The sequence below is a fragment of the Peribacillus sp. NPDC055009 genome (assembly GCF_053608705.1).
Map to the genome: position 1 here is coordinate 998 of NZ_JBSGVZ010000016.1, position 14,148 is coordinate 15,145.

Annotated in this window: 17 protein-coding genes and 1 pseudogene; 12 read left to right on the forward strand and 6 right to left on the reverse strand. The window is 37.3% G+C overall.

Annotated features, from left to right (window positions below; genetic code table 11):
- From ACWF5P_RS20155 to ACWF5P_RS20175, 5 genes are all read left to right on the forward strand, one after another.
- Window positions 1–294, forward strand: a 294-nt coding sequence (locus tag ACWF5P_RS20155) for a hypothetical protein (RefSeq protein ID WP_452445206.1), incomplete at its 5' end; no start/stop codon positions are given.
- Window positions 295–393: 99 nt separating this feature from the next.
- A complete protein-coding gene (locus ACWF5P_RS20160; RefSeq protein ID WP_452445207.1) occupies window positions 394–702 on the forward strand; it encodes an ATP-dependent DNA ligase in 309 nt (102 codons plus the stop codon).
- Between the two features lie 358 nt (window positions 703–1,060).
- Window positions 1,061–1,474 carry a hypothetical protein gene (locus tag ACWF5P_RS20165; protein ID WP_452445208.1) on the forward strand — a complete coding sequence of 138 codons (414 nt, stop codon included), beginning with the start codon at window positions 1,061–1,063 and terminating at the stop codon, window positions 1,472–1,474.
- A 212-nt stretch (window positions 1,475–1,686) separates the two neighbouring features.
- Window positions 1,687–1,977 (forward strand): YolD-like family protein, encoded by a 291-nt coding sequence (locus ACWF5P_RS20170; protein ID WP_452445217.1) that lies wholly within the window; start codon window positions 1,687–1,689, stop codon window positions 1,975–1,977.
- A gap of 322 nt (window positions 1,978–2,299) precedes the next feature.
- Entirely contained in the window at window positions 2,300–2,671 is a 372-nt protein-coding gene (locus tag ACWF5P_RS20175) for a site-specific integrase (RefSeq protein ID WP_434167891.1), read from the forward strand.
- A 294-nt stretch (window positions 2,672–2,965) separates the two neighbouring features.
- Here ACWF5P_RS20175 and ACWF5P_RS20180 read toward each other — a convergent pair whose 3' ends face one another.
- Window positions 2,966–3,469 carry a hypothetical protein gene (locus ACWF5P_RS20180; RefSeq protein WP_434167890.1) on the reverse strand — a complete coding sequence of 168 codons (504 nt, stop codon included), beginning with the start codon at window positions 3,467–3,469 and terminating at the stop codon, window positions 2,966–2,968.
- 673 nt (window positions 3,470–4,142) lie between these two features.
- Between ACWF5P_RS20180 and ACWF5P_RS20185 the strand changes: the two genes are divergently transcribed.
- From ACWF5P_RS20185 to ACWF5P_RS20195, 3 genes are all read left to right on the forward strand, one after another.
- A complete protein-coding gene (locus tag ACWF5P_RS20185) occupies window positions 4,143–4,811 on the forward strand; it encodes a DNA alkylation repair protein (RefSeq protein ID WP_434167889.1) in 669 nt (222 codons plus the stop codon).
- A gap of 434 nt (window positions 4,812–5,245) precedes the next feature.
- Window positions 5,246–5,434, forward strand: coding sequence for a hypothetical protein (locus ACWF5P_RS20190; RefSeq protein ID WP_434167888.1), 189 nt, complete (start codon window positions 5,246–5,248; stop codon window positions 5,432–5,434).
- A gap of 236 nt (window positions 5,435–5,670) precedes the next feature.
- Complete coding sequence (locus tag ACWF5P_RS20195; protein ID WP_434167887.1) at window positions 5,671–6,066, forward strand: hypothetical protein; 396 nt, start codon at window positions 5,671–5,673, stop codon at window positions 6,064–6,066.
- A 495-nt stretch (window positions 6,067–6,561) separates the two neighbouring features.
- Here the strand turns inward: ACWF5P_RS20195 and ACWF5P_RS20200 are convergent, their stop codons facing one another.
- Window positions 6,562–6,852, reverse strand: coding sequence for a hypothetical protein (locus ACWF5P_RS20200; RefSeq protein WP_434167886.1), 291 nt, complete (start codon window positions 6,850–6,852; stop codon window positions 6,562–6,564).
- Window positions 6,853–8,109: 1,257 nt separating this feature from the next.
- Window positions 8,110–8,652 (reverse strand): DUF6241 domain-containing protein, encoded by a 543-nt coding sequence (locus tag ACWF5P_RS20205; RefSeq protein WP_434167885.1) that lies wholly within the window; start codon window positions 8,650–8,652, stop codon window positions 8,110–8,112.
- A 749-nt stretch (window positions 8,653–9,401) separates the two neighbouring features.
- Here ACWF5P_RS20205 and glsA point away from each other — a divergent pair.
- A complete protein-coding gene (gene glsA, locus ACWF5P_RS20210; protein WP_434169733.1) occupies window positions 9,402–10,343 on the forward strand; it encodes a glutaminase A in 942 nt (313 codons plus the stop codon).
- A 271-nt stretch (window positions 10,344–10,614) separates the two neighbouring features.
- Here glsA and ACWF5P_RS20215 read toward each other — a convergent pair whose 3' ends face one another.
- Window positions 10,615–10,809, reverse strand: coding sequence for a hypothetical protein (locus ACWF5P_RS20215; RefSeq protein ID WP_452445209.1), 195 nt, complete (start codon window positions 10,807–10,809; stop codon window positions 10,615–10,617).
- Window positions 10,796–11,317: a tyrosine-type recombinase/integrase gene (locus ACWF5P_RS20220; RefSeq protein WP_452445218.1), complete on the reverse strand. Its 522-nt coding sequence runs from the start codon at window positions 11,315–11,317 to the stop codon at window positions 10,796–10,798. Before ACWF5P_RS20220 ends, ACWF5P_RS20215 begins: the two co-directional genes overlap by 14 nt.
- 357 nt (window positions 11,318–11,674) lie before the next feature.
- On the opposite strand from ACWF5P_RS20220, the gene ACWF5P_RS20225 reads away from it, so the two are divergent.
- From ACWF5P_RS20225 to clpP, 3 genes are all read left to right on the forward strand, one after another.
- On the forward strand, window positions 11,675–12,007 hold the full coding sequence (locus tag ACWF5P_RS20225) for a hypothetical protein (protein ID WP_452445210.1): 333 nt from the start codon (window positions 11,675–11,677) through the stop codon (window positions 12,005–12,007).
- 445 nt (window positions 12,008–12,452) lie between these two features.
- Window positions 12,453–13,160, forward strand: a complete 708-nt coding sequence (locus ACWF5P_RS20230) for a sigma-70 family RNA polymerase sigma factor (protein ID WP_434167884.1) — start codon at window positions 12,453–12,455, stop codon at window positions 13,158–13,160.
- A 30-nt stretch (window positions 13,161–13,190) separates the two neighbouring features.
- Window positions 13,191–13,775 carry an ATP-dependent Clp endopeptidase proteolytic subunit ClpP gene (clpP, locus tag ACWF5P_RS20235; RefSeq protein WP_101223429.1) on the forward strand — a complete coding sequence of 195 codons (585 nt, stop codon included), beginning with the start codon at window positions 13,191–13,193 and terminating at the stop codon, window positions 13,773–13,775.
- Between the two features lie 140 nt (window positions 13,776–13,915).
- On the opposite strand, the pseudogene ACWF5P_RS20240 reads toward clpP, so the two are convergent.
- A pseudogene (locus ACWF5P_RS20240) lies at window positions 13,916–14,035 on the reverse strand (alpha/beta hydrolase); the annotation flags it as partial.
- Window positions 14,036–14,148: the final 113 nt, after the last annotated feature.

Here is a 14,148-nt window from a genome sequence, read left to right on the forward strand (position 1 = left end):
CAAGAAACAGAGGAAGAGACGGAAGAGTCCCAAGAAACAGAGGAAGAGACGGAAGAGTCCCAAGAAACAGAGGAAGAGACGGAAGAGTCCCAAGAAACAGAGGAAGAGACGGAAGAGTCCCAAGAAACAGAGGAAGAGACGGAAGAGTCCCAAGAAATAGAGGAAGAGTCGGAAGAGTCCCAAGAAACTGATAGAGTGATAATTGATACTGATATTTGGCTATCAAAATTCCTGACAACAAATATCACTAAAACACCTAAAATTAGAGTATTTAATATTTATAGTGAGTATTAACAATGTGTCGAATAGATATTCTCATTTAAACACATAAATCGGGCTGATTCTTTATAAGTAATCACCTCTGTTTCCATTAATCCCGCCCTGCTCTCGAAGGTGCAATTTCTTGAAGGACACGGCTCGGCTTATTACAATGTTGTTTGCGGACAGGCGCTCGAAGGCGTCGTTCTTAAGGAGAAATCTAGCAGTTATGAGGTCGGTAAACGTTCGCACGGCTGGCTGAAGGTGATTAATTATCAGTATGCCGATGTTTATGCAGTTGGCAGACGTAAAGGTAATTTCGTCTGGTTGCTTAATTTCGATGATGGTCGCTATGCAGGCGTAATAGAGCTCGGTGTTCCTCTGTTTGCTAAGCGTAAAGTTTATGAGGCTCATGCGATAAATGAATCAGATCGCTACGTGTAAATTGCGCCGATTAAGTGTCGAATTAAATATCGCAATCTAATTATGGCGGGCCTGCTGCGCTTGCCTAGTTTTGTAGAGTTCGTCTAATGGCGGGCTCTTTTTTTAATAAATACTCCTTCTTTGACGATATCATTATTAGTGGGCAGATCTTAGTGATATACCCGGATCAGTATACAGTTCTGTTCCCAAAAGAATTAGCCTAGCTTCGACTTCGTTCCCAGCTGAAACATCATTCCAAACAATGAAAGTAGTAAGCAAATGCGGGGCTCTTCGGTGGCTCATTTTTTTGTGCATATATTTTGACCTTCTTTGACTAATGATGATATTATAACCATATGTTAGTAGAGGAGGAATAATTGTGAAAAACATATTTGAGAAACTTGAAGCAATATTTTACAAAATTAAAGACGAGGTCTATGTGGAATTAGACCACCCTGAGTCAGGAACTGTATTTCAGCCTAAAATTTCTCCTGAGGTTCTACAGGAACTAAGGGACCAGTTAAACGAAATGAATGAGGTGTTAAGGTCAGGTCTGATTGAAGATATATTGGACATAATTGAGGAAGGGAATCCTATTGAAGAGCTTTCTTCTTTCGACTTTGATGATTATAAACAGGACGAATTTGACAGGGATGATGAAACTTGGGATGTAGAGGAGAGAGACAGACTTGCCCAAGAGGCCGCAACCGAAGAAGAAGATAGACGCTATGAAAATGCAAGAAAAGGTGTCGAAACATTGGTCGATGATTTACTTCCAACGCTATTAGGTTAGTTTAGAACATCCGTCAGAAGACGGGTGTTTTTATTTTGTTGTTAACAGAACGTTAGTTCGTAATGAGATACGATAAATGAACGAGGGGACTGACAAAAATGGCATTACTTGACCGCAGTAAATTAAAGTCGGCACCCGCTGCCTTTCTACCTGAATATAAGTAGATGCTACGTGACTTGAATCCGAATTACCACCGATAACAAAAACCGATTATAGACGAGTTTCAATTAGAAGAGTTCGACCAGCGGATTTGCCTTGCGATGGAATATAATTTTGCGGTGGAGATTACGAAGTGGGCCGACGGTTTTAATTACGAAATAGTTGGAGGCATACATTACGTCGATCCTATACATAAGGAAGTGCGGCTGAAAACGGAAGCGGACGAAGTGGAGCGAATAAAAGATGGCCGACATAATTGCCGTGGAAGTTATCGAATAAATTCCGCTGATATTTCCGTGTTTCTTCCTATTATATATAGGTGTGAAAACGAAGGACGAGTGTAATAGTTGTTATTGCTTTCCGAAGCCTGTCCGTGTACAATTACGTTTAAGTGATACAATCGTACGCATCGTAATACTCGTAAATACTGAACGATAATATATGAACGCTGACGTCACCGATCTCTACTCGTTAGGGAAACGGAGACTCTTTATAGCACGACTCAAAATCGTGTTCCTCTGGAGTGCCGGTTCGACCCCGGCCACCGGTATCAAAAATGCTTATAGAATCAAGGTCTCAACTTAAATGTTGAGGCCTTTTTTCTTTGTCTTTTACACGACAAAAATAACTAAGAATCGTGTGCCTTGAATTAGACAGGAGGAGAGTATGGCAAGACGTGGTGACCTTACAAAGGATGAATTAAAAATCATTAAAAAGAAAATAACAGATGAAGAAGCATTTGAAAATTTCTTTAGAGATTGTTTTTTAAGAAATCTAAGACCAGCAACAATTGATTATTATAAAAATGAATTTCATGCTGCTAAGAAGTTTATTAATAATACACTGGTTGAATGTGATCAGCAAGATATAGAAAATTTGATTATAGAAAGCAAAAAGTTAATAAAAGTAACTACTATAAATACTCGGTTATGTGCTCTCCGATCATTTTACAATTATCTTTATAAAAATAAGTTAATTGATAAAAATCCGATGAAAAACATCAAGTTGTTAAGAGACAGATTGAAAACAATACTTTAGATAGTAAAGAATTGGAGTTGTTACTAAAGACAATACAAAAATAAAAAACGTTTGTAGGATTTAGGGATGAAGTAATTTTGCTTGTATTTCTAGATACTGGAGTACGATTGTCTGAATTGGTTGGGGTTGAGGTGGAGGATGTCAGAGAAAAATTTTAATAAGTGTTCAGTAGCCCTCTAGGCAGAGGCAGTATGCCCTACCACACTGCCCTACCCTGTTGCAGAAGGAGAATTACTATGAACTAACTCTCTGGAGGGTAACCATCCCTCCCTAGAAGGCTACTGGCACTAGTATTTAGTAATTAATTATTTCTGCACCAGATTTTCTGTTCAAATACGTGAGAAGCTGTTCCTTTGACCAAGGTGTAGACTCAGTAGGCTCTGGAAGAATTTCTGTGCGAGCGTTACTTACGAAGCCCCAATAGTCCTCTACTTTACTCACACAAGCACTGCTATTTCCGCTCATCTCTCCTTGAAAGCTGTCAATATCTTTACAATGTATTTCCTTAATTCCAAAGGGGAATGCATATAAAATATCCGCATAGATAAGAGTTTTCTTTGACCAGTCATCTTCTCTAAATTCAATAGACCATTTTCGCCCTGTTTCACAAGATGATATATATTCAGAAAGATTACCAATGATATCATTTAAGCTTTTCAAGCCTACTTTGTTTTCTTTAGCTTCTTTAAATTGAACATGAATAACTTCACCGTTACGTGTAATTTTCAACAAGTCTTTGAAGGTTTCCAATATGTATGTAAATCCATTCATCTGATATGAAATCTTTGTTTCAGTCATTACTTCTCCCCCAATATCTCTTTACGATTTTATAAACAATCAGAATGCCAATCCCAGTAAAGACTACTGCGAAGAATTTTGGAAAAGCACATATAGGAATGATTAAGAGAGGAATCCATATAAAGAACGAATGGATATAACGTTAAAAAAGGGGAACTTTTCAAAGCCTCAGAAAAAGAAGGGGTAATTGTAAATGGTAGTTTCGCGTGTGATTTTGGCAGTCCTAATTTCGAGGCTTGGTTTGAAATAATCGCCTAAGATAACTATTAAACTGACTGATTCATAAATTTGTTGTCAATACTGAAAGCAGGGATATATTATGCTTTTATTTCAATTACGGATATTTCTCCTATAAAGTCCTTCAGAGCAATTTGAGGGGCTTTTTATTTATAAATACCATGATTTGATATAAATGCTTGTTTAAACTAAAGGGTAGCGTTTCTTTAAAAAGGAATGCTCTTTTCGTATCCAATTAAAAGGAAGTAAATGTTATTATTATATTAAAGATGGTTGCTCTTCTATTATAGGTGGAGAAAGCTTTAATACGATATATACTACAATATTAACTTTGGAGGCACACCACTGCAATAAGACTTATAACGAAATTAAGTTCTTGATATATCCCGTCAAGGACATATTATGAAACAGTGCTTTAATAAAGGAGTTGTATAAAATGAATGAAAATAAAGGTACAGAAATAGAACGCTTTTCAAAAGCAGAAAACATTCTACCTCAGATCAATAGTAAAACTAAGCTAGGCGACTTACGAAAAATCGCGAAGGACATTAAAAAAGATCACGAACTAGCTATGGAACTTTGGTCAACCGAAGAGTTTTTGCCCAGACTATTAGCAATCTTAATTATGGACAAAAAACTTCTTTCACAAGATGTGCTAAATAAGCTTGATAAGGATATGCAGACTCACACTTTTGATGAGCGAAATAACTTAATGGATTGGTTAATGGCTAATCAGCTCACCAAAGACAAGAAGAAAATTGCATTGATGGAGTCATGGGAAAATAGTCCTTCTGCTCTTCAAAGGCGAGCTTTCTGGTATTATCAAGGGCGATTGAGATGGACTGGACAAACACCGCCTGATAACACCGCATACTTGCTATCTGCATTAGAAGCTTATATTATGCAGGAAGAACCGGAAGTTCAATGGGCTATGAATTTCACCGCAGGCTGGATAGGCGTTTATGATGAAAAGAATCGTGCACGTTGTATTAAACTTGGTGAGAAAACGGGTCTTTACAAAGATGAAATAGTAGCAAAAGGATGTACTCCCAGCTATTTGCCGGAGTTCATTACAATTGAAGTTAACAAACGACATAATAATTAGTTACCTCTGAAAAATTTATTAGGGTTTAATGCAAAAAATAAAGGAATTCAAAGCCTCAATATGAAAATTGTAATAGGCTTGGACCGAAAAATAAAGAAAACAACGCGTTATGGCAGCTAGTTAGTGAAATATGCAAGGAAGATGTAAGGATTAACCCACTATCTCTTTTTGGTCTGTAGGGCGCTTATCTTTAAGAAGAACAACTTTCCAGCTGCACAGTACAACGATACTGTTCAGCAGGAAATAAAAAAGGACGATTTCCACATAAATGGTGATCGTCCTTCTTCAACTAATGGGGGCGATAGTGAAAGAACGGGTATCGCTGCGGAGAGCCTTTTTTGTTATAGAACTAACGGTGCAGGATAATACAATAAGAAGAATATGTCTTATGTCTCATCAGACGAATATTATTCATTAAGAAAGGGATGATTACGATGACAAAATTATCTTATAGTGGTTTAAAATATGGGGAAAGAGATGTGGAAGTAAAATTACTGGTGGATATACAAAATGATTGGTTTGAGATAACGCATACGAAGGAAGTGTCTCAAGTAATGAATAAATCAACAGGTGAATATATCATAGTAAAACGAAACACCCTGAAATTTGAGGTTGTTTCATAGTACGATGAGATTGTGAAGTATTGTACTTAAAGTAACGGGTGCGTTAGTTCAACAAGACAACGGTGAAGGAATCCTAATAAATGGTGTATTATGTTAGCATTAGAACGCTAAATGGCTATAGAGGGTGGCATTGAAATAAAGTTCGATAATTTATAAAAAAGAACCTAACAAATAAAATATTTAAATAGATTTACATTTTCAATCACCTAGATATAAGAATATCGAGGTGATTTTTTATGTTGCCAACAAAAGAGCAACTAATACAACATTTAACTGACAAAATGACGAACAAAGATATTGCAATAATTTATGAGACAACTTTTCAAAAAATCATCCAATTAATAAAGAAAAATGATCTCAATCCAATTGAATTAAGAAAGGTAAAATTTATTGTATATGAACATTGGTACAATGGAAAAGTCGTTTATGTTGGAAGCGGTGTTTGGTATAGATGCAGAAGATATAAAAATAGAAGAAATTCGGAACATGTGCATCTAATGGAAGATGGAAAACTTGAATATCGTATAGTGGGTGAATACGAAAAAGTAGAGGATGCAAGGAAGTACGAAGCTAGGCTCATTCAAAAATATAAACAATTAGGACAAGCAAAATTCAATAAGAAAATGCGTTGATTCTTGACGATTATAAGAAGTAAAGGCATAATTATCAGTAATCGTGTTACTAAAAAAATGAGTTTTTTCAACAACCGTTGATATTACTGATTATATAGCTTTTATGGAATATAATGGGACTCGAAATCGTGTTCTTCTGGAGTGCCGGTTCGACCCCGGCCACCGGTATCACCAATAGCGAATAATCGCTATTACATCAAGCTTCACACTTAATTGTGTGAAGCTTTTTTATGTTCATGACGCATTATAGAATATGTACAAATAATGTGCGGGGGTATTATGCAATGGTTTTTAATCACTCTAGAATGAAGGGAATTGAAACCAAGGAGCATACAAAATCGAATCAAACTGTTTGGCAGATTATCGGAGTTTAAAAGGTGATAGAATCTTATGCACTGAAATCGTTTATTTTATCAATGTTTGTTCTTACGATTAAAAATAAAAACGAATGGGTCAAAGAGTATTAACTCTACCATTCGTTTTAAAATAATAAATTTATATTTCAATATTCATAGCACTTAGGTCTGCTTCCGTATAGCCAGAGGAGGATAGTGCGATTTCAATTTTTTCAGCAGCCTTATAATCAAATAATTTAAATTTAGACATTAATGCGAAAGCATTTTGATTTTCGATTGCCAAGGCAACAGCTTCAACGTCCTGCAGTAATTTCAGGTCTTCAATGTAGAATTGGGCGGTTCTCATCGCTAAATACTCATTCATTGTAGTCGAACTGTAGAAAAGTCTTGTTAATGTGGCGATTGCGTTAGGAACGAAAATCTTATTCATAATTACCCCTCCACTATTCGTAATATTCTGTCATTTGAGTCCCCATTAGTATGAGTCACTCTAAAAATGTTGTCAATCTTTATCTTTTGAGCATTTTTACTCACCATTTGAAAGTAAATCTGTACTCTAATTAAGTAAATAGAATACAGACACTTTTCCAGAGGCAATGTGATTGCACCGAAGCACACTACGTAAGCAAAAGAATGAATTGCTGAGTTACGAAGCGAAGATCCTTTCTGTGGTCTTACAAGGGCTTATGAAACAACAGGTCGTTATAAACTGTGAAGAAGGCGGGCTTCCACGTTACGCAGCTCTCCAGATGAAACACTATCAGCCACAATTATTTGCAATGTTCTCGTAGCTGTCATTCGTTTGTCTGGATACTTTATTTGTAGACGCTGTTGTATCGCTCGGAAAAGTTCATTATTTTCTGGACGGTTGGCGTTATAGATTTCTTGTAAACTCTTCGATTTTCCCAAGGCTTTTCCTACTTTCCATCAAGTGTGAAATACAATATGAAAGCTTATGCGATAATATATATTTCCGCCTAAGCGCTTCTAATTCCTTCTTTTTTTAAAATTAAATCTTCTTTAAAGAACAGTGAAGATGCTCCGATTTTTACAAGGGGTAATTTTCCTCGTTTTCATCAAACTATGAGGAGGAGCTCTGCCTAAATGGCGGGGGGATGGTTGATATTGGTTTGTATATCCATCTTTAACCATATTAAATGAAAACGCCCCATTTAAACGCACTGACACGACTTTTTAATATCCTTCATAAGGGTTTATGTATCGAATGTGTTAAAACGCATTAGAACATAATAACGCTAGCGGCCTTTTTAACGGAAAGCATTAATATGCTGCGTGACTTAGATAGGGAGTATACCGAAAATAAAAGCCGATAATAGACGAGTTCCAATCTGAAAAATTCGACCAACGGATTTGCTATGCGATAGAATAAAACTATGCGGGGAAGATTACGAAGTGGAGCGCTTAAAGATGTCGGAAATAATTGCGTTGTTCATGCAATGAAATGAAATGAATAAAACGATTAAAGCAACTCGCTGCCAACAAAGACTTACACGTGTGTATACGGAAGAGGCAGCTGGAGTATACCCGTATTACCCCAAGCGTATCCTCATAAATCCTCTCTTCTGCTGTACTAAAAAATCGCGAATCAAATTTTTCCTGTTGGCGAAAATTGGCCCAATTGTTTTGATTAATAAAAATACTCGATGGGCTCGATATTTAATGACTCTTAAAAGTTTTCTTTTACAAATTCTGCTTCTTGTTCAGGAGTAAGAACTCCGGTAGCTTTACCAACATTTCCATTTTGAGCACCCCAAAGGTAGTTGTGATCTTCCACTATATTGTCGAAGTTCCCTTCTTTCCAGTTTCCTGCGATTTTCAGCAACTCTCTTTTTAGTGTGAAGCCAATGTCGCTGTCTTTAATAAATTCATAAACTGCATTGATGTTTTCAGGGGCCATCTCAAGGTTGTACCATTTTTCTTCAGAAATTACTTTTTGATGAGTCATACTATGCATAGTTTTCATAACGTCCTCTGCAGTTGAAGCTGGGCCAAGGCCTAGTTCATATAGAACTTGTTCATTCTCTGAAGTTTGCTCTTCCAAATCTTTATCTTTCTTAATTTTCCCCGTAACATCCATAACAGCAATATCGGTATTTGGTTCATTATGCGTTGCTTCATACTTTTTGGCATTCTGCTGTAATGTTATTATCACTGCAAGAACTGCTGCAGCAGTTATAATTGAAACCATTGACCATCTAAATTTATTCATGATAAGTTCCTCCAAGTAATAGTTCGATTATTCACTGACTTCGGTTACATCCTTTTATGGATAAGCTAACCATTATGATATTAACATATAATATTAACAAATAATCTTAAACTATTAAGTAACCATATATAGATAAATTTTTTTTATTGGTAACCAATACATAGTCAGCATAAAAATAATAAACATTTGCAGTTTGATCATCACCAAGGGTTGTACTAGCCCATGTTGATTCGCTTCTCATTTGTCATTTTTTAAACAAGGAAAGATCTGGATGGCTATTTCTTCTGATGAAAAATAATGCTTCATTTTCCCTGAGAATGAAACCAAAGCTTCAAAAATTATGGGTATTGAAGGTTTAAGACTTGAAGAATTGGATGATTAACCAATGATATGTCTTTGAATATATACACATAACAAAAAAAGATGAACCCTATTTGATTCCAACGCAGCATTAAAATCAAGATCTCAACGATTATGTGAGGTCTTTTTTCTTTATCTTAAACACGACGAAAATAATTCAGAACCAGATTAGGGAAGTATGGTTAGACCTTACAAAGGGCTAATTAGTATCAATAAGAAGCATTTAAAAATTTCTATCAATAATTATTATTTAAGAAAACCAAGACCAGGAAAGAAGCCGCTTCACAGTTTTTTAAATAATATCGATGGAATATGGTAATAAATAAAAAATACTATCTAGGAACACTTCACAAAACATATTTTCTAAGGGGCGGAAAATTGTGAACAATATGGGATGTCAATGCAGGTCCAATGACGAATTACAGCAACTGGTTGACGAGGCAAAAAAATATACAAATATGGGAACAGTGGCAGACTATATACCGGCTCTTGAGAAGGCGAATCCTGGGGATTTGTCTGTTGCAATTTACTATCCTGACGGAAAAGGATATTGTGCTGGGGATGTAAGAGGTAAAATGACCCTGCAAAGCATATCAAAAGTTTTGACACTTGCTTTGGTATTAATGGAAAAGGGAGAGGAGTATGTCTTTTCCTTTGTAGGAAAAGAACCTACCGGCGACCCTTTTAACTCGATTGCCAAGTTAGAGACAAACAAGCCATCCAAGCCGTTAAATCCGATGATCAATGCAGGAGCATTGACTGTGACCCATATGATTGCAGGTAACAGTGTAAATGAGCGATTTCAGCGTATTTTACATTTTATCAGGGAGTTGACGCAAAATCCTACTATCGGTTTTAATGAAGATGTTGCCCGGTCAGAATACAATACAGCAGACTTGAATAGGTCGTTAAGCTATTTTTTAAAGCAGCATAATGTAATAAATGAGGATGTGGAGGATTTAATTGAATTGTATTCGAAGCAGTGTGCCATTGAAATGGACAGTCAGGATTTAGCGAGGATAGGCTGTGTGCTTGCCATGAATGGGAAAGATTTGTTGACGGGAAAGCAAATCATCCCCGGGGACATTGCCCGTATTTGCAAGACATTCATGGTTACTTGCGGCATGTATAACGCATCAGGTGAATTTGCCATTAATGTTGGCATACCGGCTAAAAGCGGTGTGTCAGGCGGAATCATGGGAGCCGTCCCCGGAAAATGTGGGATTGGAATTTATGGTGCGGCGCTGGATGAGAAGGGGAACAGCGTTGCCGGGATAAAAATCCTGGAAATGATGGCGAAAAAGTATTCCTTAAGTATGTTTAATTTGTAAACATTGAAACCATTACCGAGTGTACCGGATGATATTAATTAATTTTTTTATTCGAAAGTTCTCTGGAATTAAATCTTAAGCATACGGCTTAGGAGAGTCAGAGAAGAGAGGGAATGAAGTTTGGAATAGAGCTTTTTCATTTTGTTATGTTGTGGTGTTACAGGAAGATGAAAAGTGCCTATCAGATGCATTATAAATGAGGTTCAGTTTTAAAGCTTTAACTTTCTAGGAAAAAAAGACCTCTGCACATAAGGGCAAGGTCTTAAGCTGGTTATAACAAGTTGGAGAAAAGAGATACTTTTTTATATAAAGCATTTACCTCTTTATTTCGATGTTCCCCGATTTCATTTCTTAGCTTGCCTTCCATATCGGTCATTAAATCAGCTAATTTCAATGCCTTCTGTCTGTCGGAAATATTGCTGCGAATGATAGATTCATATTTTGCATTGTATTCAGTCAGTGACATTTCTTCCGTCCTCCCATAGTGCAAAGTCATTTAAACTGTCCTCTGTTACTTCATCAGCAATCCCAATGTACTTTAGTGTTATTTCAGGATGTGAATGGTTAAGGATCATTTGTAACTCAGCAAGGTTATTACTTCGTTTATAGTGCCAGTACCCGAATGTTTTCCGCATGGTATGGGTACCGACGCCCACGATGTCCACCATGTCCGCTGCTTTATTAAGCTGTCTGTAAGCTTGTATCTTACTTATTGGCTTATCGCCCTTGCGTGAGGGGAATAGCCATTCACCATCAATGGTGGCTATATAGGCTGCCAATTCATTACATACATTGTTAAGTTGTATCATTCTTGGCTTTTTTGCTTTCCCTTCCTTGATGATGACCTCCATCTTGCCTTTAATGTCCTTTATCTTCAGCGATAATAAATCAGTTACACGCAATCCGGTATTGATGCCTAACAAGAACAATATGTAGTCTCTCTCGCTGCAATGTCTTTTCAATGACCATTTCATATCATCTAATTTTTCCAATGATCTGATTGGTTGAACGTCTATTAAATGTTCTTTCGGCAAATGTGTTCACCCTTAATTCACACTAATGGAATCAGTATTTTGAATGTATACTTTTAAGAGTAACACTGAAAAAGGATGGAAGTCAATTTGAGGGGTATACTGATATTTTTGGACTGTCCTTTTTATAGGGTTCAGAGTATTTTAGTTGTCTATTGAATAATAGCAATAAAAAACTTCTGGAACTTGATATACTGAAAATAGTAATATTTTTCTAAACTAGTGTTATTGATGGATATTTAATAGATGAATTAATTCATTCTGAATTTATTATGCTTTAGCAGGATTGGGGAAACCGCCATGAAGAGAGTTTTAGCTATATTGAAAAAGGTACTGCCTTTAAGCTCAAGGTTGATTACTATGGCAATTATGATAGCCGTTTTTTACTGCATGTTCATGTTCGCAGACCTGGAGAATGAAAAGGTAGACAGAGAGCGTCATAACGAGCGATCGGTGAATTTTGAAGAGATGGGCGATCAAGAGTCTGAATCTGAAGATAATCCAGCAGGTTCTATGGTGAACTATTGTAAAGATAGCGCTAATGAAGGTCGCACCTCCAGTTGGTTTGGTATCGAAGAAAACGAAATGGAACCTAGCGAATACACGGTCGAATGCATTGAACACTTGGAATAGCAGCTGAGTTCCTATGGATCATCCGGAAATTTGAAATTCAGGATTCACTACAAGGACACTCGGGGAGGTCAGGGATATCGGAACAAGTTGAGAATTGGGAAAAGGTTTGGATATATACGAAACACCTGAAAGTCACTTCCAAAGATTTGGCTGATTGGCTTAATGGAGTGTACGGAGAATAATAATTGGTTTGGTAAATAAGGTCTTCACTGAAATGCTTGGTGACGAACCGGGTACACAGCGGGGGAGGCCTTATTTGCTGCATACAGAACATTGATATTAGCCTGTTTGGAGCTTAACCAAACAGGTTTTTAGTATGAAAGGAAATCCAATGGAAAAAATGGAATAGGATATAAAGAAGAATGAAGGAAAATTTTTCACCCCCATATCTTTTTCTCTTTCTGAAACGTTTATAGGATAGAGGGTGTTGAAGGAGTGAGAAAAAATGATAAATAAGTTAAGGGAAGATATTTCTGAAGAAAATGATAACGATGCGATTTTGCGTGAAGTCTATCCTGAATTGCTGCGGTTTTGCCGATTCCTGACCCAAAATAATTGGGATGGGGATGATTTGGCACAGGAAACGATATTGAGGGCAATGCAGGGCTATGGAAAGAAAACGGAGATAACAACTGCTCTATTGAAGACGATTGCCCGCCATTCCTGGATTGATACGATTAGAAAAAGGAAAAAAGAATCCTTAGACGATCTGTTGGATACCGAACAGCAGGGGGCAGGAGGGGAAAATGTTTTTGAAACGGTAGAATATATAATTAAATCCCTTACCCCGAAACAAGCTGTAGTGTTCATATTAAAGGAAGGGTTCCTCTATCGGTCAAAAGAAATCTCGGATTATTTGAACACCACGGAAACAGCAGTAAAAGCCATCTTGAACCGTGTGAAAAAGCGTTTTGACAATGACGTTGATGAGCGTATGTTGTCTTGTGTGGAAGATTGGCAGGATGAGGAGGAACAGCGGCTCATGTCCCTGATGACACAGGCTTTAAAAGCCCAAAATCCTGATATCCTCATTAGAAGCATCCCATCTTTCAAATCGCTGAACAGTGAATCGATGATTCCTAAACTGATGAATCGTCCGATTCTTTCCAAATCAAGCTTCACTCCTTCAAACACACTCTCAATGGCTGCATAGCCAATTATATTGTTAGGAGGAAGAAGAGATATGACCACCATTCCATATGTAATTGAGCAATCAAGCAAGGGTGAGCGCTCGTACGATATTTATTCCAGACTTCTAAAAGACCGTATCATCATGATTGGGGAAGAGATCACCGATCATTTAGCCAATAGCGTGGTTGCCCAATTGTTATTCTTGGCAGCGGATGCACCTGATAAAGAAATTACCATCTTCATAAACAGTCCAGGGGGATCGACCAGTGCCGGTTTCGCCATTTATGATACGATGCAATATATTAAGCCTGATGTCCGGACTGTATGTACGGGGATGGCTGCATCATTCGGTGCCATGCTTTTATTGGCGGGTACGAAAGGGAAAAGGTGCGCTTTGCCAAATAGTGAAATCATGCTTCATCAACCGCTAGGTGGGGCGAGGGGGCAAGCCACGGAGATTGAAATTTCTGCCCGAAGGATTTTAAAGCTAAAGGATCATATCAATCAAATCATCTCGGAAAGGACCGGCCAGCCTATCGAAAAGGTGGCGAAGGACACAGATCGTGATTATTTCTTAAGCGCAAATGAGGCGAAGGATTACGGTATAATCGATGAAATAATCGTTCAGGCTAATTAATCCTGATAAAAACGCGATGTAAGCTCAAAATATTCTGGACGAAAACGAAAGGAAACTGCCGATTGCATATCGGCAGTTTCTTTTTACCCTCTTACATTACTCCATATATTTATCCACAAACCCCATACCTTGTTCCAATACTATTCCGGATCCACTACCTCGGCTTCACAATGCCCGGCACCCGGTATTATCAATTTTTCTTTGTCTACTTTTGCTGCATTAAATATGTCATCCAGCATGGAATAAGTGACGAATGAATCTTCTTGAACAAATAGAATGGTACCTTGGGGAATTATCGATATCTGAAACTACTGTAATTCTTCTTGAAGGGATGAGAAGGTTGGATGTCTACCTTTTCTGGATAGTACATCCA